General features: G+C 63.4%; 25 protein-coding genes. 14 read left to right on the top strand and 11 right to left on the bottom strand.

The genetic code is table 11. The features are described from left to right. Nucleotides 1-19: 19 nt before the first annotated feature. On the top strand, nucleotides 20-1,360 hold the full coding sequence (locus K3178_RS08095) for an outer membrane protein assembly factor BamB family protein (protein ID WP_221571208.1): 1,341 nt from the start codon (nucleotides 20-22) through the stop codon (nucleotides 1,358-1,360). A gap of 15 nt (nucleotides 1,361-1,375) precedes the next feature. On the opposite strand, the gene K3178_RS08090 is transcribed toward K3178_RS08095, so the two are convergent. Genes K3178_RS08090 through K3178_RS08080 form a run of 3 tightly spaced genes read right to left on the bottom strand, consistent with a single transcriptional unit; the run spans nucleotide 1,376 to nucleotide 3,862 of the window. After that, nucleotides 1,376-1,678 (bottom strand): putative quinol monooxygenase, encoded by a 303-nt coding sequence (locus tag K3178_RS08090; RefSeq protein ID WP_221570910.1) that lies wholly within the window; start codon nucleotides 1,676-1,678, stop codon nucleotides 1,376-1,378. A gap of 14 nt (nucleotides 1,679-1,692) precedes the next feature. Further along, nucleotides 1,693-3,063, bottom strand: a complete 1,371-nt coding sequence (locus tag K3178_RS08085; RefSeq protein WP_221570909.1) for a glutamate--cysteine ligase — start codon at nucleotides 3,061-3,063, stop codon at nucleotides 1,693-1,695. A 43-nt stretch (nucleotides 3,064-3,106) separates the two neighbouring features. Next, on the bottom strand, nucleotides 3,107-3,862 hold the full coding sequence (locus K3178_RS08080; protein WP_221570908.1) for a 16S rRNA (uracil(1498)-N(3))-methyltransferase: 756 nt from the start codon (nucleotides 3,860-3,862) through the stop codon (nucleotides 3,107-3,109). 283 nt (nucleotides 3,863-4,145) lie between these two features. Between K3178_RS08080 and K3178_RS08075 the strand changes: the two genes are divergently transcribed. Genes K3178_RS08075 through K3178_RS08060 form a run of 4 tightly spaced genes read left to right on the top strand, consistent with a single transcriptional unit; the run spans nucleotide 4,146 to nucleotide 6,516 of the window. Then, nucleotides 4,146-4,529 (top strand): hypothetical protein, encoded by a 384-nt coding sequence (locus K3178_RS08075; RefSeq protein WP_221570907.1) that lies wholly within the window; start codon nucleotides 4,146-4,148, stop codon nucleotides 4,527-4,529. After that, entirely contained in the window at nucleotides 4,526-5,446 is a 921-nt protein-coding gene (gene ubiA, locus K3178_RS08070; protein WP_221570906.1) for a 4-hydroxybenzoate octaprenyltransferase, read from the top strand. Before K3178_RS08075 ends, ubiA begins: the two co-directional genes overlap by 4 nt. Continuing rightward, on the top strand, nucleotides 5,439-6,059 hold the full coding sequence (locus K3178_RS08065) for an SOS response-associated peptidase (RefSeq protein WP_221570905.1): 621 nt from the start codon (nucleotides 5,439-5,441) through the stop codon (nucleotides 6,057-6,059). Before ubiA ends, K3178_RS08065 begins: the two co-directional genes overlap by 8 nt. 4 nt (nucleotides 6,060-6,063) lie before the next feature. Further along, nucleotides 6,064-6,516 carry a tRNA (cytidine(34)-2'-O)-methyltransferase gene (locus K3178_RS08060; RefSeq protein WP_221570904.1) on the top strand — a complete coding sequence of 151 codons (453 nt, stop codon included), beginning with the start codon at nucleotides 6,064-6,066 and terminating at the stop codon, nucleotides 6,514-6,516. A 62-nt stretch (nucleotides 6,517-6,578) separates the two neighbouring features. Here K3178_RS08060 and K3178_RS08055 read toward each other — a convergent pair whose 3' ends face one another. Continuing rightward, entirely contained in the window at nucleotides 6,579-6,953 is a 375-nt protein-coding gene (locus tag K3178_RS08055) for a VOC family protein (protein WP_221570903.1), read from the bottom strand. A gap of 115 nt (nucleotides 6,954-7,068) precedes the next feature. On the opposite strand from K3178_RS08055, the gene soxR reads away from it, so the two are divergent. Next, nucleotides 7,069-7,506 (top strand): redox-sensitive transcriptional activator SoxR, encoded by a 438-nt coding sequence (soxR, locus tag K3178_RS08050; RefSeq protein WP_221570902.1) that lies wholly within the window; start codon nucleotides 7,069-7,071, stop codon nucleotides 7,504-7,506. Further along, nucleotides 7,503-8,075, top strand: a complete 573-nt coding sequence (locus K3178_RS08045; protein WP_345719874.1) for a protein-methionine-sulfoxide reductase heme-binding subunit MsrQ — start codon at nucleotides 7,503-7,505, stop codon at nucleotides 8,073-8,075. Before soxR ends, K3178_RS08045 begins: the two co-directional genes overlap by 4 nt. Here the strand turns inward: K3178_RS08045 and K3178_RS08040 are convergent. From K3178_RS08040 to K3178_RS08020, 5 genes are all read right to left on the bottom strand, one after another. Beyond that, nucleotides 8,072-8,572, bottom strand: coding sequence for a ComEA family DNA-binding protein (locus tag K3178_RS08040; RefSeq protein ID WP_247713655.1), 501 nt, complete (start codon nucleotides 8,570-8,572; stop codon nucleotides 8,072-8,074). The genes K3178_RS08045 and K3178_RS08040 overlap by 4 nt on opposite strands. An 87-nt stretch (nucleotides 8,573-8,659) precedes the next feature. Beyond that, the gene (locus K3178_RS08035; RefSeq protein WP_221570900.1) at nucleotides 8,660-9,187 is read right to left on the bottom strand and encodes a SixA phosphatase family protein; all 528 of its coding nucleotides are present in this window, start codon (nucleotides 9,185-9,187) and stop codon (nucleotides 8,660-8,662) included. A gap of 104 nt (nucleotides 9,188-9,291) precedes the next feature. After that, nucleotides 9,292-10,125 (bottom strand): sterol desaturase family protein, encoded by an 834-nt coding sequence (locus K3178_RS08030; RefSeq protein ID WP_221570899.1) that lies wholly within the window; start codon nucleotides 10,123-10,125, stop codon nucleotides 9,292-9,294. A 110-nt stretch (nucleotides 10,126-10,235) separates the two neighbouring features. Continuing rightward, a complete protein-coding gene (locus tag K3178_RS08025) occupies nucleotides 10,236-11,270 on the bottom strand; it encodes an AraC family transcriptional regulator (RefSeq protein WP_221570898.1) in 1,035 nt (344 codons plus the stop codon). Continuing rightward, a complete protein-coding gene (locus K3178_RS08020; protein WP_221570897.1) occupies nucleotides 11,267-14,026 on the bottom strand; it encodes an ATP-dependent DNA helicase in 2,760 nt (919 codons plus the stop codon). The genes K3178_RS08025 and K3178_RS08020 overlap by 4 nt, the downstream gene beginning before the upstream one ends. A gap of 167 nt (nucleotides 14,027-14,193) precedes the next feature. On the opposite strand from K3178_RS08020, the gene K3178_RS08015 reads away from it, so the two are divergent. The 4 genes from K3178_RS08015 to K3178_RS08000 all read left to right on the top strand — a co-directional run bounded on the left by K3178_RS08015 (nucleotide 14,194) and on the right by K3178_RS08000 (nucleotide 18,612). Continuing rightward, on the top strand, nucleotides 14,194-15,285 hold the full coding sequence (locus K3178_RS08015; RefSeq protein WP_221570896.1) for a TonB-dependent receptor plug domain-containing protein: 1,092 nt from the start codon (nucleotides 14,194-14,196) through the stop codon (nucleotides 15,283-15,285). Nucleotides 15,286-15,304: 19 nt separating this feature from the next. Beyond that, nucleotides 15,305-15,445 (top strand): hypothetical protein, encoded by a 141-nt coding sequence (locus tag K3178_RS08010; RefSeq protein WP_247713654.1) that lies wholly within the window; start codon nucleotides 15,305-15,307, stop codon nucleotides 15,443-15,445. Nucleotides 15,446-15,712: 267 nt separating this feature from the next. Beyond that, a complete protein-coding gene (locus tag K3178_RS08005) occupies nucleotides 15,713-17,341 on the top strand; it encodes a lysine--tRNA ligase (RefSeq protein WP_221570895.1) in 1,629 nt (542 codons plus the stop codon). 149 nt (nucleotides 17,342-17,490) lie between these two features. Then, a complete protein-coding gene (locus K3178_RS08000) occupies nucleotides 17,491-18,612 on the top strand; it encodes a PAS domain-containing protein (RefSeq protein ID WP_282098851.1) in 1,122 nt (373 codons plus the stop codon). Between the two features lie 9 nt (nucleotides 18,613-18,621). Here the strand turns inward: K3178_RS08000 and K3178_RS07995 are convergent, their stop codons facing one another. Further along, entirely contained in the window at nucleotides 18,622-19,290 is a 669-nt protein-coding gene (locus K3178_RS07995; protein WP_221570893.1) for a prolyl hydroxylase family protein, read from the bottom strand. 102 nt (nucleotides 19,291-19,392) lie between these two features. Between K3178_RS07995 and K3178_RS07990 the strand changes: the two genes are divergently transcribed. Beyond that, the gene (locus K3178_RS07990) at nucleotides 19,393-19,950 is read left to right on the top strand and encodes a cytochrome b (RefSeq protein ID WP_221570892.1); all 558 of its coding nucleotides are present in this window, start codon (nucleotides 19,393-19,395) and stop codon (nucleotides 19,948-19,950) included. An 84-nt stretch (nucleotides 19,951-20,034) separates the two neighbouring features. Here K3178_RS07990 and K3178_RS07985 read toward each other — a convergent pair whose 3' ends face one another. Continuing rightward, entirely contained in the window at nucleotides 20,035-21,009 is a 975-nt protein-coding gene (locus K3178_RS07985) for an RcnB family protein (protein WP_247713653.1), read from the bottom strand. A gap of 170 nt (nucleotides 21,010-21,179) precedes the next feature. Here K3178_RS07985 and K3178_RS07980 point away from each other — a divergent pair, with 170 nt between their 5' ends. Beyond that, complete coding sequence (locus tag K3178_RS07980; RefSeq protein WP_247713652.1) at nucleotides 21,180-21,755, top strand: pyridoxamine 5'-phosphate oxidase family protein; 576 nt, start codon at nucleotides 21,180-21,182, stop codon at nucleotides 21,753-21,755. Nucleotides 21,756-21,831: 76 nt separating this feature from the next. Continuing rightward, nucleotides 21,832-22,659, top strand: coding sequence for a substrate-binding domain-containing protein (locus tag K3178_RS07975; protein ID WP_221570891.1), 828 nt, complete (start codon nucleotides 21,832-21,834; stop codon nucleotides 22,657-22,659). Nucleotides 22,660-22,662: the final 3 nt, after the last annotated feature.

Below are 22,662 nucleotides of genomic sequence, written 5' to 3'. Positions count from 1 at the left end.
GGAAAACCAGATGAGCCACATGAACGCGAAAACCACTATGCGCACGGCGATCCTCGCCGTCTCGACGCTGGCGCTGGCTGCCTGCAGCGGCGGCCTGTTCGGCGGAGGCGACAAGAAGGAAACGCCCACCGTCGGCGAGCGTACGCCGATCCTCTCGCGCATCCAGAGCGGCGCCAAGGTCGATCCATCGCTGGCGGGTACCGCTGTCGTGCTGCCCGCAGTGCAGACGAACGCCACCTGGGGCCAGGCCGGCGGCACGGCGAGCAAGAGCTATGGCCACCTTGCCCTGTCGGATGCTCCTGCACCCGCGTTTTCGGTGCAGGTGGCAGGTGCCGATAACAAGCGCCGGCTCGGGGCAGCTCCCGTGATCGGTGATGGCAAGCTGTTCGCCGTGGGCACCGATGGCCGCGTCGAAGCCTTCGACGCGCAGACTGGCGCTCGCGTCTGGAGCTACCAGAGCGAGCTGACGGACGATTTGCGTCCCTCCGCTTTCGGGGGCGGCGTGAGCTTCGACCAGGGCAAGATCTACGGCACCGATGGTGCGGGCAATGTCTATGCCCTCGATGCCACCAATGGTGCGGAACTGTGGAAGGTGAAGCCGGGCGGCCCGCTACGCGGTTCGCCGACCGTCTCTTTCGGCAACGTCTTCGTGATGAGCCAGGACAACCAGCTGTTCGCGCTGGGCGCTGCCGACGGCAAGCTTGCGTGGCAGGAATCGGGTTCGACGACGATGGCCGGTGTCTTCGGCGTGGCCGCGCCTGCAGCGGGTAACGGCACGGTCGTGACGGGCTACACCTCGGGCGAACTGATTGCCTATCGTTACGAAAACGGTCGCAGCCTGTGGGCCGATGCGCTCGCCCGGACATCGATCTCGACGCAGGTCGGTGCGCTTTCCGATATCGACGCCGATCCGATCATCGACCGCGGACAGGTCTTCGCGCTCGGCCAGGGCGGCCGCATGGCAGCCTACGAGCTGGTCACCGGCCAGCGCCTGTGGGAACTGAACGTGGCCGGCATCAGCACCCCTGCGATTGCGGGTGACTGGATCTTCGCGCTGACCGACGATGCGCGGTTGATGGCCATCGCGCGCAGCACGGGCAAGGTGCGCTGGCTCACGCAGATGTCGCGCTACCGGGTCGAGGAAAAGAAGAAGGATCCGATCTTCTGGCAGGGTCCGGTGCTTGCCGGTGGCCGCCTGTGGGCGGTCAATTCGCAAGGCGAGGTCTGGACGGTCAGCACGGGCGAAGGCTCGGCAAGCCTGTTCACCGATCTCGACCAGCCGATCAGCCTGCCGCCGGTGGTCGCCAACGGCACGCTTTACATCCTCGACGACAGCGGCCGGATCTCCGCCTTCCGCTAAGCGATGGCGAGGGGGTCAGCCCAGCGGTTGGCCCTCGTCGGTCTCGTAAATCCTGATATCACGCGAGGCGGGCGGGTTTGCTGCCATGACTTCGCGCCATACCGCCATGTGCGCGGAGGTGCCATGCGCCTCCAGCGCCGCGCGGTCGCGCCAGCGTTCGAACAGAACCAGCGTATCGGGATCGGCGATATCGCGAGCGAAGCTGTAATCGAGGCATCCATCTTCCGCGCGGCTGGCGCGAACCATCTCGACCATCGCCTTCTGCATTGCCGCATCGATGGTACGTCCCAGCTTGATAGTCCCGTTGATCTGGATCATCGGCGTCTCTCCAATCAGAAACTGTATTTGTAGACCCGCGAAATATCGCCGCCCCATTCTCCGTGGTAGCGGTCGAGAAGGACTTGCGCGGGGACCTTGCCCGAAGCGACGATTTCATCCAGCGTCTCGAGGAAACCGGTTTCGTTGTCGCCAGAGACATTAAGCCGCGCGCGCTTCGTCAGTCCCGAACGGGCGATTGCCAGAACCTCCCCGGCAAGGTCGCGCAGCTTCCCGCCGCCCGGAATGGGCGCGTCAAGGGCGAGCTTGGGGACGGCGTTGCGCAGGTCCTCGCGTTCTTCCATCGTCCAGTTCTTCACCAGGTCCCAGGCCGCATCGAGCGCGTCCTGCTCGTACAGCAGGCCGACCCAGAATGCGGGCAGGGCGCAGATGCGGCTCCACGGACCACCATCGGCACCGCGCATCTCGAGGAAACTCTTCAGGCGCACTTCGGGAAAGGCGGTGGACAGGTGGTCCCACCAGTCGCTCTCGCGCGGCTTCTCGCCGGGGAGGACTTCCAGCTTGCCCTCGAGGAAATCGCGGAAGCTGAGGCCCGCGGCATCGATGTATTTGCCCTCGCGGAAGACGAAATACATCGGCACGTCGAGCATGTAATCGACATAGCGCTCGTAGCCGAAGCCATCCTCGAACACGAAGGGCAGCATGCCGGTGCGGTGCGGATCGGTGTCCGACCAGATATGGCTGCGATAGGAGAGGTAGCCGTTGGGCTTGCCTTCGGTGAAAGGCGAATTGGCGAAGAGCGCAGTGGCGAGCGGCTGGAGCGCCAGGCCGGTGCGGAATTTCTGCGCCATGTCGGCTTCGCTGGAATAATCGAGGTTCACCTGGATGGTGCAGGTCCGCAGCATCATGTCGAGGCCGAGGCTGCCCACGCGCGGCATGTGGCGCATCATGATCTCGTAACGGCCCTTGGGCATGATCGGCAGTTCTTCGCGCGTCTTGTCGGGCCACATGCCGAGGCCGAGGAAACCGACATCGCATTGTTCGCCGATGGCTTTCACCTGCGTCAGGTGGCGGCCGGTCTCGTTGCATGTCTGGTGCAGGTTTTCGAGCGGAGCGCCCGATAGTTCGAGCTGGCCTGCCGGTTCCAGGCTGACCGTGCCATCGTCGCCGCGCATGGCGATGACCTTGCCGCCTTCCTCGACCGGCTCCCAGCCGAATTCGCGCAAGGAGAGGAGTATGTCGCGGATGCCGCCATCCTCGCCATAGGAAGGCGCGCGGTGGTCGCTCTTGTGGAAGACGAGCTTTTCGTGCTCGGTTCCGATGCGCCAGGCATCCTTGGGCTTTTCGCCCCTCTGCATCGGCGCGACCAGCTGGTCGCGGCTTTCGATGATGGGATCAGCTGCTCCCGAGGCCTCTCTCGTGCTCATGGTCGGTGGCGATAGGCAACCGAACCCGCGCGCGCAAAGAAAATTATTCCTCGTCGATCCAGTCGCCCGCTTCGGCCATCCAGACCGCGATCCCGGCCAGCGCAGCCGTCTCGCCGCGCAGGATGCGGGGGCCGAGGCTGATGGGCCGGGCCGCCGGATGAGCGCGGATCGCTGCGCGCTCTTCGTCGGTAAAGCCGCCTTCGGGTCCGGTCAGCAGGGCGGCGGGGCCTTCGGCGTAGCAAAATGCATCGGCAGCCGTCTCGCCGCCTTCCTCGTCGGCAAAGAACAGCGTGCGTTCTTCGGGCCAGTCGCGCAGCAGGGCGTCGAGCTTCACCGGCGCTTCGACCCCGGGCAGGGCAGTGCGCGCGCATTGCTCCGCCGCCTCGGTCACGATCGACCGCGCCCGGTCGGGATTGAGCTTGTCTGCCACGCAGCGGGAGGTCACCACCGGCTGGATACCGGCCACACCCAGTTCGGTGGCCTTCTCCAGGACCATGTCGAACCGGTCCTTCTTGAGCAGCGCGGCGCACAGCCAGAAATCGGGCACTTCCTCGCGCGGTCGCAGCCGTTCCTCGACCTCCAGGTCGACCTGGCGCTTGGCCACCTGCGCGACCCTGCCGACCCATTCGCCGGTGATGTCGTCGCACAGGATCACCGCATCGCCTTCGCTCACACGCATGACGCGGGCGAGGTAGTTGGCCTGATTACCCTCGATCCCGACTATTCGCCCTTCGCCAAGCTCGTCTTCGACGAACAGGCGGGGTGCGCTCTTGGGCGGCCAGGCGGGAGTGGCGGGCATGGCGTCCCTTAAACATATCCGGCATGCCAGCGAAAGCCGGGATCGCTAACCTCATGGCGCTTTGCCGGTAAGGCGTTAGGTGATGCAAGGCTTTCCTACGCGCCGATTTTGCGGCACTTGGGTGGCTGAAGCTCCGGAAGTTCCGATACAAGGCGAGAAGCGATTTGCCGCGACAAGTGTCAATTTTGGTCGATCTAAGTAACCGTATGAAATCAAAGGGAAAATCGATCTTCTTGCGAGGCGACATGGTGTCAACTTCGTCATCTTCGAAGGGTAGGCAGGCATGAAGGCCCGGATTGCGGGCTACTACATCGCCATCGTGTTTCTCGGCCTCGGCGGCTGGGCGTTGCTCGCGCCGGGCAATGTCCTCGAGCTGGCGGTGACCGATGCCTACCGCGAAACCACCTATCTCAACCGCTTCACCATGGCCTGCTTCGGCGCACAGGCAGTGCTGTTCGGTGTCATGACGCTCGTGCTGAAATGGACCTCGCATGCGTTTGCCGTATTCGCTCTGCTCTTGCTGCCGTTCTTCTGGTTCAACTACCATTTCCACTATGTCGAGCCGGTCCTCACCTCCATCGGCATGCTCGATTTCGCAGGCAATCTGACGATGCTCGCCGCTGCGCTTGTCGGTTGGAAAACCGTACCGAAAGGCGCTGCCGCATGACCGACACCGCTGCCCAGAACATAGTCCCCGACAGCGAACACCGCGGACTGGTGGCGCGCTTGCCGCAGATTCCACGCGATCTTGCGCAGCTCGCGCGGTTCGACCGGCCCATCGGCTGGTGGCTGCTGTTCTGGCCCTGCGTCTGGGGCGTGTGGCTGGCGGGCGCGGGCTGGCAGTGGGCGCTGCTCGGCTGGCTGCTGCTCGGCAGTATCGCCATGCGCGGGGCGGGCTGCGTCTACAACGACATCGTCGATGCCGATCTCGACCGGAAGGTGGCGCGTACCGCAAGCCGACCGGTCGCGAGTGGGCGGATTTCTAAGAAGCTGGCTTGGGGCTGGCTGCTGGCGCTGTGCCTGATCGGGCTGGTCGTCCTGCTGCAACTGAGGTGGCAGGCGCAGCTTGTCGCGCTGGGCAGCCTGGCGATGGTTGCCGCCTATCCCTTCATGAAGCGGATCACCTGGTGGCCTCAGGCCTGGCTCGGGCTGGTGTTTACCTGGGGTCTGCTTGTCGGCTGGACGCAGTTGCGGTTCGACAATTTCGATGCGCTTGCCGCGATGTATGCAGGCGCCGCGCTGTGGGTCATCGGCTACGACACGATCTACGCCATGCAGGACCGCGAGGACGATGCGCTGGTGGGTATCCGCTCCTCTGCCTTGCGGATGGGCGCGCATGTGAAGGGCGGGGTGGCGCTGTGCTATGCCGGGGCGCTGGCGCTCTGGGCGCTGGCCTTCTGGCTCTACCGCGCCGACTGGATCGCCCTGCTGGCGCTGATACCTGCTGCAGGGCACCTCGCCTGGCAGGTCTCGACCCTCGATGGCGAGGATCCGGGCAATCCGCTCGACCGTTTCCGCTCGAACCGCTGGGCCGGCGCGCTGGTGGCGGCGGCCAGTTTCGTGGTGGGGAATGCCGGTGTGTAATCTCTACCGCATGACCAAGAACAAGGACGAGGTCGCTGCATGGTTCGATGCCGTGAACGAACTGGGCGGCGCGAATTTCGGCGAGGAAGTCTATCCCGGCTATCCCGGCGCAGTGGTGGCGGGTGGCAAACTCAAGCAGATGAGCTGGGGCTTCCCGCTGGTGATGAAGGGCAAGAGTGGCCAGCCGCTGAAGCCCAAGCCGGTCAACAATGCGCGCACCGACAAGCTCGACAGCTTTTTCTGGCGCTACAGTTTCGAGGAGCGGCGCTGCCTCATCCCGCTCACCGCATGGGCGGAGGCCGAGGGGCCCAAGGGCGGCAAGACGCGCAGCTGGCTCTCGCGGCCCGATGCCGAACTCTTCGCCTGCGCGGGAGTATGGCGCGACAGCGACGAATGGGGCGAGTGCTACTCGATGGTCATGACCGATGCCGGAGGCCTCGCAAAGGAGGTCCACACCCGCATGCCGGTGCTGCTGCGCAAGGACGACTGGGCGACATGGACCGATGCCGCGCCCGAGGATGCCCGCGCGCTGTGCCGCCCGTGGGAAGGCGAGCTCGTGCTCGATCGCACCAAGGTGCCATGGTCGGGCAAAGGGCAGGTGGGGCTGCTCTGACGCCATGCGCATAGCCCTGTTCGAACCCGAGATCGCCGGGAATGTCGGCGCCGTTATGCGCACCGCCGCCTGCATGGGCGCGGGCGTGGACTTGATCGAGCCGATGGGTTTCCGTTGGGATGACAGACGCGTCCGCCGTGCGGCGATGGACTATATCGATCACGTCGAGGTCGTGCGGCACGATGGCTTCGAAGCCTTTCGCAAAGCCCGGACCGGGAGCCGGATCGTTCTCTTCACTACGCGTGCGACGCAGTGCTCTTACGATTTCGACTATCGCGACGACGATATCTTGCTGTTCGGCAAGGAAAGCGCCGGCGTGACCGATGCGGTGCGCGCCTCGGTCGACGCCAGCGTGAAATTGCCGATGAGGCCCGAAGTGCGCTCGCTCAACCTGGCGACAAGCGCGGCGATCGCCTTGACCGAGGCCTTGCGACAGACGGGGACCTTGCCGCGTTAGGCTTGTCCGACTCCGGCTCCTGCTCGGGGCGGGAAGCGAAGAGCGGGCGGCGGGGCATGATCTCATTCATAGCTCACCACCTCGAATTCGATGCCGTCCCAGTCGAGGAAATAGAAGCTGGCCGGTCCCGGCTCGTAGGCGCCATGGTTGAAGGGGCGAAGACCGTGCCGGGCCACCACTTCTTCCGCGGCATCGAGATCGGCAACCTGCAAGCCGACATGGTTCAGCGGGATTCCCTTGGCGAAATCGCCTTTCGCGGTATCGTTCGTGTAGATGGCCAGGTAATTGCCTTGGTCCCCGACATGGATGGTCTTCCCGCCCAGCTTGGAAGGCCCGCGCCAGCGTTCCTTCCAGCCGAGCAGGTCCTCGAACAGTTTCAGGCTGCGCTCGGGATCGGTGACCGTGATGTTGACGTGCTCGATATTGCCAAGAGCCATGGTGCATCTCCTTGATAGGCTGCGCCGCCAGGCAGCGGCGCGTTTGCGATGCACAGACATATGCAACCTCAAGTTGGCTTGAGGTCAAGCATGATTTGCACTATCTCTGTAATCGATGAAAGCGAACGACCTCCTTCCTATCGGCGACTTGGCGCGGCGTACGGGACTCTCGGTCTCGGCCATCCGCTTCTACGAGGAGAAGGGCCTGGTCGAGGCGCTGCGAACCTCGGGCAACCAGCGCCGGTTCCTGCGCAGCGATATCCGGCGGCTGAGTTTCATCCTGATCGCACAGAAGCTCGGGCTGAGCCTTGCGGAAATCGAAGACGCCCTGTCCGGCCTGCCCCATGGCCGCACGCCCAATTCCGCCGACTGGAAACGCATCAGCAGCCTTGTTCGCGACCGTATCGATGCACAGATTGCCGCGCTCGAGAAGGTGCGCGAAGACCTTGATGGATGTATCGGCTGCGGCTGCCTGAGCCTCAAGAAATGTGCGCTCTACAATAGGGATGACGAGTGGGGACAAAGCGGCAGCGGGCCGAGGGTGCTTCGGTGACAACAATCGTGAAGTCGCGGCCATTTCTGTGGCTGGTTCTGGCGCTCCCTGCGCTCTGGATCGGGTGGCGCTGGCAATTCACGCCCGACGAATACGGGTATGGGCATGCCGTTGCCGACAGCGGCGACTGGGCGGCGTGGTTGCTGATGCTGACGCTCGCGGTCACTCCCATACGGTTGCTGTTCCGCAAGGCGGGCTGGGCGATCTGGCTGATGCGCAGGCGGCGCGATCTTGGGGTGGCGAGCTTTGCCTATGCGGCGCTGCACACGGGCTTTTACCTGTGGCGGAAGGGCTGGCTGGCGCTCGATGCGAGCGAAATCGGGCAGGATTTCATTATCGCGGGCTGGCTGGCCTTCGCGCTTTTCCTGCCGCTTGCACTAACCTCGAACGATGTTTCCGTGCGCGCATTGAAGCGCAGCTGGAAGCGGCTGCACCGCCTCGTCTATCCGGCGGCTGTGCTGACTTTCCTGCACTGGGTGTGGTCGGCCTTCGACCCGACCACGGCGTGGATCCACACCGGGATCCTCGCCGGGATCGAGGGTTTCAGGATCTGGCTCCAGCGCCGTTAGAGCGTAACGTACTGGCGGAAGCGCGCGACTTCCTCGGCATCGACATACTTGCCGATCTCGCGGTCGAATTCGTCCATGTCCGCATAGGGGCGGTATTCCATGAACTCGTGTTCCATCTTCGGCGTCATGCCGGGGATGAGCTTGATATCGGCTTCGCTAGCAGTGTTGAGATTGACCGGGACGAACAGCTTTTCGCGTACGGCGGCTGCCTGTTCCTCGCTTAGCGTTTCCATGAGCACTGCGTTGAAAGCGCTGGCGCTTTCATAAGGCTGGCCGGCGACGATGGCGGCGGCGAGTTCTTCGGTCATGCCTTCCATTGCGGCAAGCTCGTCCGCGGTTGCGGTGCTGGCATCGATTACACCGGCAGCGGCGCTTTCGTCCGCGGCTTCGGTGGTTACTTCGGTGGTCGTCTCATCGGCGGTCTCGCCGGCCGCGCCCGAGCAGGCAGCGAGAGCGATGGCGCTGGCGGCAAGGGCGGTGAAGGCAAATTTACGCATCATAATTCCTCTTATTGCTAAGCATTCGCATTAGCATTTAAATCTGTTTTGGGAAGGGGTTTGTGCGTAACCAGCGCGGCGCAACGATTAATGTTCCGGACCGAGTTCCGGGTCGAGATCGCGCGGGCGCGCGAAATGGACCAGCTTGCCGCAGCCTTCCTTGAGGTCGGCCCAGTCATCGATCTCGAGTTCGAACACCGCGAAGGCGGCGGTCGGGAACTTGACCTTGGCCTCGTCGAAAAGACCGTTCTCGTTACGCGGGGCGACCAGTTCGAAGACCATGTCGCCGAACCCGGGATTGTGGCCTGCCAGCAGCATGGCATCGGCATCGCCGCCGTCTTCGCGGATCACGTCGCAGATCGTCTCCGTGCTGGCGAGGTAAAGCTGTTCGTCCCATTCGGGCTCGGGACCGATCGCCGCTTCCTCGAGCGTGGTCTTAACCCGCTGTGCCGGGCTGGCGACGATCTTGTCCCACTTCACACCGTGATCGCGGATATGCTGCCCGATCAGCGCCGCACCCTTGCAGCCGCGCGTGTTGAGGCCCCGGTCGAAATCGCGCTTGTCGCTCTGCCCCCAGTCGGACTTGGCGTGGCGCAAGAGGCCGAGGATCTTCACGAGGCAGGTGTCTCCCGAAAAATTGCCTCTCCGCTATAGAGCAGCTTCGTGCCGAGACAACTCCACCGGGCGCCACGATGCCGAATTTCGGTGACACGACCGTGTCAGGCGGCGCTCGTATCGCCCTGCAGGCCACCGCGCCTAATTATCACCGGCTTCGCGACCGCGCGGAACCGCTCCTTATACTGCGGATGTTCGGTGCCCATCCAGCGGTCCCACCAGGTGAAATAGAAGCCGAAATTGTGGTTGCCGCCCGAATGGTGGAGGTCGTGATGCGTGGTCGTGCTGATCCAGTCGGTCCACTTGCTGTCGACCCAGCCTGCCGGATGGATTTCCACCCCTGCGTGCTGCATCACGTTGCGGCTGATCTGGATCCAGATGAAGAACAGGATCGCAAGGCCGGTGTAGGCAATGCCCATGAGGCTGGTCGCAAGCAGGAACAGCGGGACGTAGGCGGCCTCGATAATCGCCTCCCAGATGGAGAAACTATAGGCGGTAAAGGGCGTCGGCACGCGCGACTTGTGATGATGCAGGTGGGTCGCGCGGAACAGCCGCTTGGAATGCATCGCCCGGTGCGACCAGTAGAAATAGGCATCGTGCACGAGGATCATGATCGCCGCCTGGAAGATGGCGAGCCAGAGGGGAAACTCGTTCAGTTCGAAGCGGATGATGCCGGCCTCGCGCAGGCCGAGGGTGGCGAGCGTCGTGATGCCGAAGAAGAAGACCGTCCGGAACGATGAAAGGATTTCCCGGGCATAGTCCGTCCGCTTGGCGCGCCTCTCCTGTATACGGCGATTTTCCGCCCAGGCGCGGAATATCACCAGCACGCCGAACATCGTGCCCGCCGCAATGGCGTAGCGCGAAAAATCGAAATACATCACATTCAATATATGGTCCGATATGACCGTGAAGAGCGATGCCAGCGTTTCCTGCGTCATTGTTCGGGGTCCTCTTTCCCGGAGTTGCAGGGCACTAATGGCATGCGCCTCGCCCACACTCTCCGCAAGAGCGAAAAATGCCGGTCGAATTCGAAAACGACCGGCGTTTTTCAGTTCTGACCGATGGCCGTCCGGCGAAAATCCGTAGGGTTCGTGCCGGTTTCCGCGCGAAATGCCCGGTTGAAGGTCGGCAGCGAATTATAGCCCAGATCCATCGCGATCGTGAGGACGGGAAGGTCTACCTTCGCCGGATCGGCCAGCGCCTCGCGCGCTTCGGCGATGCGGTGCCGGTTGAGGAAAGCCGAGAAATTGCGATAGCCGAGACGCTGGTTGACCAGCGCACGCAGGCGATGCTCCGGCGTCTCGAGATGCTCGGCAAGGCCCGTGATGCCGAGGCCGGGGGTGCGATAATAGCCGTCGGCCATCGCCTGTTCGAGCTTGCCCTTGAGGACCTTCTCGCTTGGCGAGAGGATCGGTCCCTCTTCGCCGCGCATTGGCTGTGCTCGGACGCTTTCGACCAGCAGCTGGCGGTCGGTCTCGAGCAGGACCAGGCCCGCGAACAAGGTCAGCGCGAGAATCAGCACGGCGTTCACCAGCTGGACAAGCGGGTCGACCCTCCCGGAACCGATGTAGAGTTCGATCAGCAAGATGCCGCCAGCTTGCGCACCGACGAGAAGCGGCAGCCAGAGCCGGATCATCCGGCGCTTCTCTATCAGATCGTCGTCCCGACCTCGCAACGCGACACGTGCAAGGTCGGCGATCAGCGCTAGCGAGGTAACGTGGATGATGTAGAAACCGGTAAGTCCCGTGGACGGAACAAAATTCGACAGGAACCAGCTGCCGACGTAGATCGCGATATAGACCCACGCCCAGCGTGCCGGGGGCTCGCTTTCGAAAAGGCGTCGCGCAAATATCCAAGTCCAGAATGGGGTGAGCAGCGACACGAGGTCTACCCAGGGTTGGACCGCCATGCTGCGTTCTATGAGCGGCGAGGAATTGAGCAGGTATGCGCTGCTACCCAGCAACAGACCGGCCACGGCAACCTTGATGTCGAAACGGACCTTGCCGCTGACCAGTATCAGCAACAGGAGCATCGACGCGCCAAGCGCAAACCCGCGCGCGGTCATGTTGACGTCCTCGATCATATGTCGCTGTCTGCCGCTTCCTCGCGCGCTGCGCCAGTCTCGGCTTCGCCTGCGCCAATCCCCCGCTCGACCCGTTTCAGCGCTTCGTCTAGCGTTACGCGGTGGACGGGCGTTCCTTCGGGAAATGCGGAGAGGAGCCGGCTGGGGAAGGCGGGCGAGAGAACCACGAAATGGCCCGCATCGTCCTTGCTGCGGATCAGCCGCCCGAAGGCCTGTGCGAGACGCGCGCGGATGATACGGTCGTCGTAGCGCTGGGCGCCGCCGGCCTCTTCGGCAGCAGCGGCGCGGCGGGCGCGGTGGAGGATGGTAGGCCGGGGCCAGGGCACGCTTTCCATCACCACGCACCTTAGCGAGCGGCCCGGCACGTCCACGCCGTCGCGCAGCGCATCAGTGCCGAGCAGGCTGGCGCGGGCATCGTCGCGGAAGATGTCGGTCAGCGTGCCGGTATCGATCGGGTCGACATGCTGCGCGTAGAGCGGCAGGCCCGCGCGGGCGAGGCGGTCGGCGATCCGGCCATAGACCGCGCGCATCCGGCGGATGGCGGTGAACAGGCCGAGGACGCCTCCGTCGGAAGCCTCGATCAGGCGCGCATAGGCTCCGGCGAGCGCGGGAATGTCGCCGCGCTTGATGTCGGTGACGATCAGTACCTCTGCGCGGCCCGCGTAATCGAATGGGCTATCGGCCTGCGCGGTCTTGGGAAGCAGGTCGAGATGCGGCGTTCCGCTCTTGGCGATGGCGTGCTCCCAGTCCGCGCCGCTTTCGTCGCGGTCGGTCAGCGTGGCGCTGGTGAGCATCACCCCATGCGCCGGTTCGAGCACGACCTTCGCAAAGGGCTTCATCGGGTCGAGCCAGTGGCGATATAGCCCGACATCGAATTCGCGTGCATCGTTGCGATCGACCGCGAGCCAGTCGACGAATTCCGGATCGGCCGGTCCGCCGAGCCGCGAGAGCAGAGCCTCCCATGCAGCGATGAGGTCGATCCGCCAAGCCAGCGAGTGGCGCGCGCCTTCGATACGGGCGCGGCCCTGTCCGTCGAGCCAGTCGGGCGCGTCTTCGAGCACGGCTTCGAGCCGACCGGCCAGTTTAAGGAGCGGCTGGCGGATTTGCGCGAGGGCTTGGGCCGCAGTCCCCGCAGCCTCGACCAATTCACCCGGCAGTTGCGAGGTCTCGGTTTCGATGCCGTAACCTGCCTCCTGCCCGCTCTCGTCGCGCGCATAGGTAACGGCTCGGACCTGCCCCAGCAGTTCCTCCAGCGGCCCCGAAGGTGCGGCTTCGGCCAGCCGACCCAGCCAGCCATCTGAGGGCAAGGCTTCGGCTGCCCCGATAGCGGCTTCCACCGCATCGCCGCCCGCCTCGTCATAGCTCGCGACATCGGCAAGTCGCGCAGCCAGCCCCCGCCGCCGCCCGCGCGAATTGCGTTCCGGTCCGATGATCCAGCGCCTGAGTTCGATGGCCTCCTGCCCGGTGAGCGCGGCGGAGAAGGTGCTGTCGGCAGCGTCGAAGACGTGATGGCCCTCGTCGAACACGATGCGCGTCGGGCGGCTAGCAAGGTCGCGTCCGCGCGCGGCGTTGACCATGACCAGCGCGTGGTTGGCGATGACGAGGTCGGCCTGCGCCGCGTTCCTCGCGCTACGCTCGATAAAGCACTTCCGGTAATGCGGGCATCCGGCATAGACGCATTCCCCGCGCTGGTCGGTCAGCGCCGCGATCCCGCGCTTGCGGAACAGCGTGCCGAGCCAGCCGGGCAAATCGCCGCCGATCATGTCGCCGTCCTGCGAATAGGCTGCCCAGCGCGCCACCAGATGGGCGAGGATCGCGGGTCGGCCGGCGAACCCGCCCTGCAGGGCGTCCTCAAGATTGAGCAGGCAGAGGTAATTCTCGCGTCCCTTGCGCACCACCACCGGCGGCGATCCGTCGGGCCGCGTGGCAGGCCACGCCCGCGCGCTCTCGCGGCGGAGCTGGCGCTGGAGGTTCTTGGTATAGGTCGAAACCCAGACCGTCCCGCCCGATTGCGCCGCCCACAGCGAAGCGGGCGCGAGATAGCCGAGCGTCTTGCCGATGCCTGTCCCCGCCTGCGCGAGCAGCACATGCGGCCGTTTCTGCCGGTCGCGCGGGCCGAAAACATGCCCCGCTCCGCGCGCATAAAGCCGCTGACCCTCGCGCTTCTCAGCCCCTTCGCCAGTCAACCGTTCGAGATGCGCCTCGATCTGCGGCTCCTCGATCAGCACCTGCGCGGGTTGCGGGCGTTCGGGCGTCTCCTCCCATTCGGGCAGTCGGGTAAAGAGCCATTTCTCCGCCTTCTCCGGCTTCTTCACGTGGGGCGCGAGGACATTTGCCCAGGGCCATCGCAGGCGGCTGAGCGATTGAAGGCTCGACCACGCGCCCTCGCGCTCCGCCCAGTCATCGCTTTCGCAGGTCGCTACTAGCGCGCCCGCTGCCTGTTGCAGCAGCAGCGGCACGCCCGCATCGTCTGTCGGTTCCTCCAGCCCCAGCGCATGGGCGAGGCCCTTGGGCGTCGGCACGCAGAATTTTGCCGGATGGATGAAGGCGAAGAGCTCGAGCAAGTCGAGACCCGACAGGTCCGGATAGCCCAGCCTGCTCGCCACCAGCGGCGCGTTCATAAGCAGGAGCGGGGTGTCCGCCGCCGCCATTACCGCCTCGCCCTTCGAACACCCGCGCGTCGCGCCATTCGCATCGCGCAGCCAGGTGCCCGCGTGGCTGGCGTGGAGGGAAGGGAGGGGGAGAGGCTGGCTCACGCTTGCGGCGTTAGAACACAAACGGAACGCGGGGCAAGCGCCTCGTCATGAAACCCCACCGAGCGCAATCATCCGGAAAACATCAGCCTGCATCCATGGACCGGCTTGCTGGTCCGGAATTAAGCTAGGATAATGCACGAACAACAACCTGGGCGAAATTACGAACGATGATTTCCGCTTTGCTCTTTGCCACTGCCCTGGCCGCCAGTGATGGCGAAGAACCTGCCGGTGTTCCGGACAAGGCTGACGCGGGCGAAATCATCGTGACCGGCGAGCGCATTCGCCGAACCACCATGGAAACCGCTTCGAGCGTCCATGTCCTTGAGGCGGAGGCGATCGATACGGCTGCCATGGACCGGCTCGACGACGTGCTCATGATGGTACCCAACGTGCAATTCGGGTCCGGGGAAGAGGCGCCGGCCATCCGCGGAATGGATTCGACGGGAGTGTTGCGGAACCTGTTTGCATTTCTGGGCGGGACACGTCCGCGCGCCACCCTGCAGATCGACGGACGCCCGGCAAACTACTACGAATATGTTTCGTCGGTTACTCCCATGTGGGACATCGAGAGGATCGAGGTCTATCGCAGCCCCCAGACGACCACCCAGGGCCGCAATTCCATCGCCGGCGCGATCTTTATTGAAACCGAGGATCCCACGTTCGGCTGGCATGGCAGGTCGCGCCTGGTCTTGGGAGATGCCGATACCGGCCAGTTTTCCGCCGCCCTTTCCGGCCCCATCGTCGGCGACCAGCTGGCGTTCCGCTTTTCCGGCGACATCCGCAGCAGCACGGTTTCCAGCGATATGGCGGATTTTATAGCGGATGCGGATATCGATCGTGACGATTACGAAGCGGCTAGGCTCAAGCTTCTCTACAGGCCTGCAGCCATGACTGGTCTCGAGATCGCGGGGAGTTATTCGCACACCCGCTCGCAGGCCCCCCAGTTCGAGGCAGTACGCCGTCCGTTCGAAGAAAGGCGGACCGATGTGTACGAACGGACCGTGGGTGTGAACAAGGTTCGAAGCGATGCGGTAACCGCCCGGGTTCGCTACGCGTCCGACGACAGCTTCTCCGCATCGCTGACGGTCAGCCATGGCGATGCGCTGATCCGCCGATTGGCCCTGAAGGGCTTCGGCCAGACGCGCGTCGAAGCCAGGGATACATCTGCCGAGGCCGTGGTGAACTGGAAGGTCTCGCCCTCATTCTCGCGAGCTGAAGGCCGACGAACGGCTCTCCCTCCTGCCGCGCGCACGCCATGACCGCACGACAAGAGCCAATTTGGGCATCGTTTTCAGGCAGGTCAGTTTCATGGGGGTCTCGCCGCTGGCACGCGTCGTGATCGAACGTAACCGCAGCTCGGTCGAATTCTACGACTATTCGCGCAAGCGAGCGGAGATCGGCTTCAGCAAGTCATTCTGATGGCTTGAGCCGGGAACAGCCGCACATCCGGTAGCTCTGGAAGGTTTCTTGCGCCTGTCGCTGTCCAACACCTGAGCATCGCGATACCACACGGGCCATGATCCGCGACTTCGCTTGCTGGCCCGGCACAACACGCGGCGGCCTTGCTGGTCGCGACGGTTTTTCTGCCCGAACCGTGTTCCTTCCGTTCCATCCTGTCGGGCTATCGGGCGCGCGCTCCAACACTTCGCACTTGCAACACGGCGGCGGACCAGCAAGAGGGTTCGCATGAGCATGACCGACCTGATCGAAGCCGCACGCGTGTCCAAGGCCTGGCCCTTCCAGGAGGCGCAGCGGCTGCTCAAACGCTATCCCGATGGCGCAAAGCCCGATGGCTCGCCGGTCCTGTTCGAGACGGGCTATGGCCCCAGCGGCCTGCCACATATCGGCACCTTCCAGGAGGTGCTGCGCACCACGCTCGTGCGCCGCGCCTTCGAGGCTATGATCGGCGCGAAGCCGGAGGACGGAAAGACGCGCCTCGTCGCCTTTTCCGACGACATGGACGGGCTGCGCAAGGTGCCCGACAACGTACCGAACCAGGAACTGCTGCAGGCCAACCTGCACCTGCCGCTGAGCCGCGTTCCCGATCCTTTCGAAAAGGGGCACGAGAGCTTTGCCGCGCACAACAACGCCATGCTGCGCGCCTTCCTCGACCGCTTCGGCTTCCAGTACGAGTTCATCGCGGCGAGCGACATGTACAATTCGGGCAAGTTCGACGATGCCCTGCGCCAGGTGCTGCGGAAGAACGAGGCGATCCTCGACATCATGCTGCCCACGCTGCGTGAGGAACGCCGCAAGACCTATTCGCCCGTCCTGCCGATCAGCCCTAATACTGGCCGCGTGCTGCAGGTCCCGGTCGAGGTGGTCGATGCCGAAGCCGGCACGATCCGCTTCACCGACGAGGACGGTAGCGTGGTCGAACAGTCGGCGCTGGGCGGCATGTCGAAGCTGCAGTGGAAGGTCGACTGGGCGATGCGCTGGTATGCGCTGGGCGTCGATTACGAGATGTACGGCAAGGACCTGACCGACAGCGGCGTGCAGTCGGGCAAGATCGTCCAGGCACTGGGCGGCCGCAAGCCTGAAGGCCTGATCTACGAGATGTTCCTCGACCAGAACGGCGAGAAAATCTCCAAGTCCAAGGGCAACGGCCTCTCGATCGAGGAATGGCTGCAATATGGTAGCGAGGAGAGCCTCGGCTTCTACATCTTCCCCAACCCCAAGAGCGCAAAGCAGCTGCATGTCGGCGTGATCCCGCGTGCGGTGGACGATTACTGGCAGTTCCGCGAACGGCTGGCCGAGCAGGAGCTCGACAAGCAGTTGGGCAATCCCGTGTGGCACCTCGCGCGCGCGAATGGCGGGTTCGAGGGCAGCGAGGCACCGGGTGCGGGCGACAGCCTGCCGGTGACCTATGGCCTGCTGTTGAACCTTGCCAGCGTGCTCGGTGCGGAGGCGAGCGAGGAGAGCCTGCGGGACTATCTCGCCAGCTATATCGGGGCGGACAAGATCGGACCGGAGCTAGAAGTGCTGATCGAAACGGCCGTCGCCTATACCCGCGACTACATCGTGCCGACGCTGTCCAAGCGCGCGCCTGCCGCGAACGAGGCCGAGGCGCTCAAGGCGCTCGATGCCTTTCTTGCAGAGGCAGCGGCCGACACCAGCGCGGAAGACCTGCAGACCGAAGTCTACGAGATCGGCAAGCGCGAGGAATACGGTTTCGAATCGCTGCGCGACTGGTTCAAGGCGCTCTACCAGACGCTGCTCGGCAGCGATCAGGGGCCGCGCATGGGCAGCTTTATTGCGCTCTACGGCATCGAAAATTCACGCAAGCTGATCGCCGAAGCACTTTCGCGCTCTTGAACGTTAACAAATGATCTAGCACTCTCAATCGTTTGTGCCAAAAATGGCGGAAAAACGGCAGAATACCGCCATTTTTCCGCTTGCATTCCGAAAAATCGGCGGCAGAATTTCCCTTGATCGTTTGGGACGCAATTAAGGGAGACCTCGCCATGGGTCGTATCGATGGCGGGGACGGTGGCTCGGGGCCACCGTCTAAGAGCAACAGGAAGTTTATGAAGTTCGCCGCTCGCAATGCGCGGCAGGCTGGCCGCTTGGCCGATCTCAAGATCGGATCGTCGGAGCTGTTCCTTCAGACGACCGAACAGACGCGCATGGCGCTGTGCATATCGGACCCCAATCAGCCCGATTGCCCGATCGTCTATTGCAACCAGGCCTTCGTCGAACTGACCGGCTATTCGCGTGAGGAAATCGTCGGGCAGAACTGCCGATTCCTGCAAGGGCGCGGCACCCGTGCCGAGGCGGTCGAAAAGCTCCGCAATGCGATTATGACCGAAGATTATACGGTCGCCGACATCCTCAACTATCGCAAGGACGGCACAGCCTTCTGGAACGCGGTCCACGTCGGACCGATCTATCACGAGGACGGAAAGCTCGCCTATTTCTTCGGCTCGCAGTGGGACATCACCGAACTGCTCGCCGCGCGTGAAACCATTATCGAAAACGAGCGCATCGCAAGGGAACTGCGCCACCGCACGGACAATCTCTTCGCCGTCTTGACGGCCATCGTGCGGCTATCGTCGAAAGGTGCGACCTCGGTCCCCGAATTCTCGGACAAGATCGAGCGCCGCATAGAGGCGCTGTCGAGCGCGCACCGCATCAGCCTCGAGGGCGAGGGCCTGAGCGAGGACAGGACCAACCTTCGCAATCTCGTCGAAGCGGTGCTGAGGCCCTATCGCAATGCCTATACGGACCGGATCGAGATCGAGGGCGGGACGGTCGGCCTGTCGCGCAAGAACGTGACGCCTGTCGGCCTCACGCTGCATGAGCTGGCGACCAATGCGCTCAAATACGGCGCGCTGTCACGCGAGGACGGCCGGGTTCACGTGGACTGGGATGCCGACGAGGACTGGCTCGAAATCCACTGGATCGAGCATCTCGGCGAGGGCGCAGAGCCGCTCGCACCCGCGCCCGAAACCAAGGGTGGCGGTTCGGGCAGCTTCCTCATCAGCGGCGTGATTCGCGGTATTCGCGGCTCGATCGAGACCGATTACCGCCCCGAAGGCTTGCGCGCCACGATCCGGGTTCCGCTGCTCACGCGGGTGACCAGCTGACTACGGATTTCAGGTGTGCTTGCGCGTGCGATACCACTTGGTGAGCACGTATTTCGACCCCTCGATCACTGGCGTGCCGGCGTGCATCGTGTCGACATTGGGCGTGCCGTCGGGCTTGGCATTGTTCCAGATCAGGAGCACGCCCGGCTTGGGTTCGATCGAAGCGCCGACCTCGGTGAAATGGGTGTGCCCGCCCTTGGGGACCTTGTTCAGGAAAGCCATGGCCGTCCAGCAGCGTTGGCCGCCACGCTTGCGTTCCAGCTTCCAGTATTCCTGGTCGGTATAGAACCAATCGTTATGCGGCTTGAATTCCTGGCCCGGAAGGTAGCGTTGCCCCTGGATCGCCTCGCCCGTCACGGGGTTTAGCCCCAGCAGGTCGTCGATCCGCCGCGAGACGCCCTTCACAAAGGGGTCTTGCGGGTTGAAATTACCCGAATACGAGGTGCGAAACTTCTCGATGTAGGCTGTCTCGTGCAACTCGCTCGGCTGCGCGACCACATCGATCATGGTGATGAAACGGCGGCATTCGTCGGGCGTCAGGAAGTTCGGTACCGCGAAGATCTCTGCCTTGTCGGTCGGCACCTTGTAGATATCGGGATCGCTTTCGAGACGCTCGCGCACCTTTGCGCCCAGTCGTTTCAGTGCATCCTGGTCGGGAATCACGGCTGTCTTGGTCATACGCGCAAGTGTTAGCAATGCGCGCACCTTGGGCAAGTCGCCATTGCCAAACTTCCCACCTGCAGTAGGTTCACGCCTTCGGGGAAATTGAGGGGATCTGCCATGACCGAGACTACGACCGCTCGCCGCTATTCGATCGGCGCGATGATCTTTCACTGGGCGATAGCGATCGCCGTGATTGCCAACTGGCGGATCGCGGAGGCAGGCGAGCATGCCAATATGCCCGAGAAGGCGGAAATCTTCGCAAACCACAAGGCGCTGGGTATCATTATCCTACTGCTCACCCTTGGTCGCCTGCTGTGGCGGTGGACCCATCCAGTGCCGCCGCTACCTTCCGACCTTGCGCGGTGGGAAGCGGTACTCGCTCGCGCAGTGCATGTTATCTTTTACGTGCTTTTGATCGGCCTGCCTCTGGGCGGCTGGTTTGCCAATTCGCTCGCCGGGCGAGAGATCGATATGTTCGGCCTCTTCCTCATCCCGCCGCTTCCCCTCGGTGACGATCCCGAGGCCGCGAAGGCGATTTTCGGCCTGCATGCGACGGGAGGCTCGATCTTCATCTATCTGATCGGCCTGCACATCCTCGGGGCTCTGAAGCACACCTTTTTCGACAAGAACGGCGGCATCTTCCGCATGCTTCCCTTCGGCAAGGTCCCGGACTGAGGCCATAAGAAAACCCCCGCCGATCGCTCGGCGGGGGCCTTGGTGCCACTTGCGGTCCACTCTCACACCGCAAGGGCGGGGGATTTACCAGAAGAAGTCGTAAATCACGTCGACCACTTCGCCGCTGTAGACATCGACCAGCAGCACGTCGTCGTAATAACGGACCCAGCGGTAGGGACCGTAGACTTCCGGCAGGCGATATCTCCAGGGATCGTTGATCCAGTAACGGCTGCCGAAGAACAGGCTGCCAAGACGGAAACCGATGCTCAGGCGGCTGTAGCGGTAATCGCGGTAGGGCGCGTAATAGCGACCGAGGCGATAGAGGCTACGGTTGTGATACCGATGGCGATGCCAGTCATAGCGGTTGTTGTCGCGCCAACGTCGCGTGTCCCACCGGTCATAATCGTGCCAGCGGCGACCGTCGTAATAACGCGAGCGCCGGTGTTCTGTGCGGCGGCCGTCACGATAACCGTCTCGGTAGGCATGCTGCTGGATGCGACGATCCTCGCGTGCATCGCGGCGGCGCTCGTCACGGCGTCCTTCGCGATATGCGTCGCGGCGGATCGTACGCTCATCGCGTGCGTCACGGCGGCGTTCGTCGCGGCGCCCTTCGCGATAGGCATCGCGGCGAGCATCGCGGTAGGTCCGATTGCGCTCGCCTACATAACGGTCGTTGCGCCCGGCCGAACGATTGTCATTGTCGCGGCGATTCCACTCACGGCCCGAACGCTCCTGCGCTACTTCGGCGCGGCGCTCGCTGCGGTTCCAGCCGCGACCACGACGATCCGACCTGTCCTGCCTTGAACCCTGCCGTACCACTTGTTCACGGCCCGAACGACGATTGTCGCTACGGGTTGGCTGCTGCTGGCGTTCGCTACGCTGCGCGCGCCTCTCCTGGCGTCGTTCGCTGCGGCGTTCCTGGCGATCGCCACGGTCGCCGCGTTCGTTCTGCTGCTCGGACCTCGGCTTGGCCTCGGCGGTATCGGGCAGGGCAGTCATCGCCATCGCGACTGCGAGGGCGCTGAGCGCGCTGCCTTTCATCAGCTTGGAAAAAGTCATGGAGCGTGTCCTCTTGGCTCGATAGCCGCTCCACACCTGCGGCTTCATGTTTCGATGTCGCAAGTTGTATCACACCGGCCTGACCCGAAACTGAACCGGGCCTGCTCCTTTACGTTCATTTTTATGCGCCATCCGATGAATGAGAACCAGTCGCGATTTCTTGCGTTCAAATGGTCATGGAACTGACGCTCGACGAAGTTCGTGATTATATCGTTGCCCGCCTCGACACGGCGGCGCATGACCGGCACTCGCCCATGCACACTCCCGTCGTTGCAACGAGCGACGCCGATGCGCGGATCATGGTTTTGCGAGATTTCGACAAGGATAGTTGGACGCTGAGGTTCCATACCGACGTGCGGGCCCCGAAGGCGAAAGCCGTGGAGGAGGACAACAGGGTCGGCGTCCTGTTCTATGATCGCGAAGGCAAGGTTCAAATCCGTTGCCGGGGCTTGGCGCGCTTGGAAAGCGAAGGTGAAACCGCGCAAAGGGCTTGGGAGCAAAGCGATACCTATGCAAGGCGGTGCTATCTTGGCGCGCCGCCCGGGCATTCAAGGGCCGCACCTACCAGCGGTTTGCCGGATTGTATCGAGGGCGAGAGGCCTACGGAATATGAGCTTGAGCCGGCGCGCCAGAACTTCGCCGTTCTTCTGGTGGAAGTGGCAAGCGCAGACTGGTATCACCTTGCCCATGGCGGCCACCGTCGTGCAATCTTCGAAAATGGCGAGGGGCGCTGGTTAACACCGTAATACCGGGCTCTTTCGCGATTCTTCACCATTGGCTTGCTAACGGGGTCGGATAACACTTCACGGGACAAGGATTACGATGACTACCACCGGTCGCATTCTCATGCTCTTCGACAATACGAACCGCGATTACGTCGCGCGGCTCAGCTCGGGGGCAAGCCGCCAGGCGTCGAGTTCGGGCGTGAAGGTAGAGGTCGAAAACGTCTACGGGACCGATCAGAAAGCCGAAGACCTGCTTGACCGCGAAGGTGTGGGCGGCGTGATCCTCACAGCCCCTCTGTCGGATGACCGCCACGTGATGCTGCAGATCGAAAAACGCGGACTTCCGTTCGCTCGAATAGCATCGATGCTCGATCCGGGACGCGGTATCACTGTGGCAATGGACGAATACGAAGCGGCGCGCTCGGTTGCTGCGAAGCTGCTTGAGGCGGGGCATCGCAAGGTCGGTATCCTGCGCGGTCCGCGTTCGCACTTGTCCAGCATGCGCCGTTACAACGGCTTTACCGCAGCGCTGGGATCGAAAGGCGTCAAGCTCGACCAGTCGCTGGTGATGGAAGGCGATTATTCGCGCGAATCCGGCACGGATATCGGTGCGAAGCTGCTTGCTGCCGGACCGACGGCAATCTTCGCCAGCAACGACGCCATGGCCGCCGGTCTCGCCGATGCGGCGCGCCGTGCAGGCAAGAGTCTGCCTCAGGAGCTATCCATCGTCGGTTTCGACGATGATCCCATCGCCAAGACCATGAACCCGCCGCTGACCTCCGTACGCCAGCCGCTAGAGGACATGGGTGCCAAGGCCTGCGAGATGCTGGCCAATTGCATGACGGGCAAGGGCGACAAAAAGGGGCACGCTGAGATCCCCTTCGAAATCGTCGAACGCGCCTCTGTCGGGCCCGCACCTGAATAGGGA

Source organism: Qipengyuania sphaerica, from assembly GCF_019711595.1.
Taxonomy (GTDB): Bacteria; Pseudomonadota; Alphaproteobacteria; order Sphingomonadales; family Sphingomonadaceae; genus Qipengyuania; species Qipengyuania sphaerica.
Note: the sequence above shows the minus strand (reverse complement) of the source record. Positions and strands in the feature narration are given on the sequence as shown.

Excerpts from the sequence above, each read along its gene's own strand:
- K3178_RS07975 (WP_221570891.1), top strand. The coding sequence starts at position 21,832 with ATGACTACCACCGGTCGCATTCTCATGCTCTTCGACAATACGAACCGC.
- K3178_RS08015 (WP_221570896.1), top strand. The coding sequence starts at position 14,194 with ATGATTTCCGCTTTGCTCTTTGCCACTGCCCTGGCCGCCAGTGATGGC.
- K3178_RS08025 (WP_221570898.1), bottom strand. The coding sequence starts at position 11,270 with ATGATCGAGGACGTCAACATGACCGCGCGCGGGTTTGCGCTTGGCGCG.
- K3178_RS08000 (WP_282098851.1), top strand. The coding sequence starts at position 17,491 with ATGGGTCGTATCGATGGCGGGGACGGTGGCTCGGGGCCACCGTCTAAG.
- K3178_RS08030 (WP_221570899.1), bottom strand. The coding sequence starts at position 10,125 with ATGACGCAGGAAACGCTGGCATCGCTCTTCACGGTCATATCGGACCAT.
- soxR (WP_221570902.1), top strand. The coding sequence starts at position 7,069 with ATGAAAGCGAACGACCTCCTTCCTATCGGCGACTTGGCGCGGCGTACG.
- K3178_RS08085 (WP_221570909.1), bottom strand. The coding sequence starts at position 3,063 with ATGAGCACGAGAGAGGCCTCGGGAGCAGCTGATCCCATCATCGAAAGC.
- K3178_RS08080 (WP_221570908.1), bottom strand. The coding sequence starts at position 3,862 with ATGCCCGCCACTCCCGCCTGGCCGCCCAAGAGCGCACCCCGCCTGTTC.
- K3178_RS08060 (WP_221570904.1), top strand. The coding sequence starts at position 6,064 with ATGCGCATAGCCCTGTTCGAACCCGAGATCGCCGGGAATGTCGGCGCC.
- K3178_RS08075 (WP_221570907.1), top strand. The coding sequence starts at position 4,146 with ATGAAGGCCCGGATTGCGGGCTACTACATCGCCATCGTGTTTCTCGGC.
- K3178_RS08005 (WP_221570895.1), top strand. The coding sequence starts at position 15,713 with ATGAGCATGACCGACCTGATCGAAGCCGCACGCGTGTCCAAGGCCTGG.
- K3178_RS07995 (WP_221570893.1), bottom strand. The coding sequence starts at position 19,290 with ATGACCAAGACAGCCGTGATTCCCGACCAGGATGCACTGAAACGACTG.
- K3178_RS08090 (WP_221570910.1), bottom strand. The coding sequence starts at position 1,678 with ATGATCCAGATCAACGGGACTATCAAGCTGGGACGTACCATCGATGCG.
- ubiA (WP_221570906.1), top strand. The coding sequence starts at position 4,526 with ATGACCGACACCGCTGCCCAGAACATAGTCCCCGACAGCGAACACCGC.
- K3178_RS08040 (WP_247713655.1), bottom strand. The coding sequence starts at position 8,572 with ATGCGTAAATTTGCCTTCACCGCCCTTGCCGCCAGCGCCATCGCTCTC.
- K3178_RS07985 (WP_247713653.1), bottom strand. The coding sequence starts at position 21,009 with ATGACTTTTTCCAAGCTGATGAAAGGCAGCGCGCTCAGCGCCCTCGCA.
- K3178_RS07980 (WP_247713652.1), top strand. The coding sequence starts at position 21,180 with ATGGTCATGGAACTGACGCTCGACGAAGTTCGTGATTATATCGTTGCC.
- K3178_RS07990 (WP_221570892.1), top strand. The coding sequence starts at position 19,393 with ATGACCGAGACTACGACCGCTCGCCGCTATTCGATCGGCGCGATGATC.
- K3178_RS08095 (WP_221571208.1), top strand. The coding sequence starts at position 20 with ATGAACGCGAAAACCACTATGCGCACGGCGATCCTCGCCGTCTCGACG.
- K3178_RS08055 (WP_221570903.1), bottom strand. The coding sequence starts at position 6,953 with ATGGCTCTTGGCAATATCGAGCACGTCAACATCACGGTCACCGATCCC.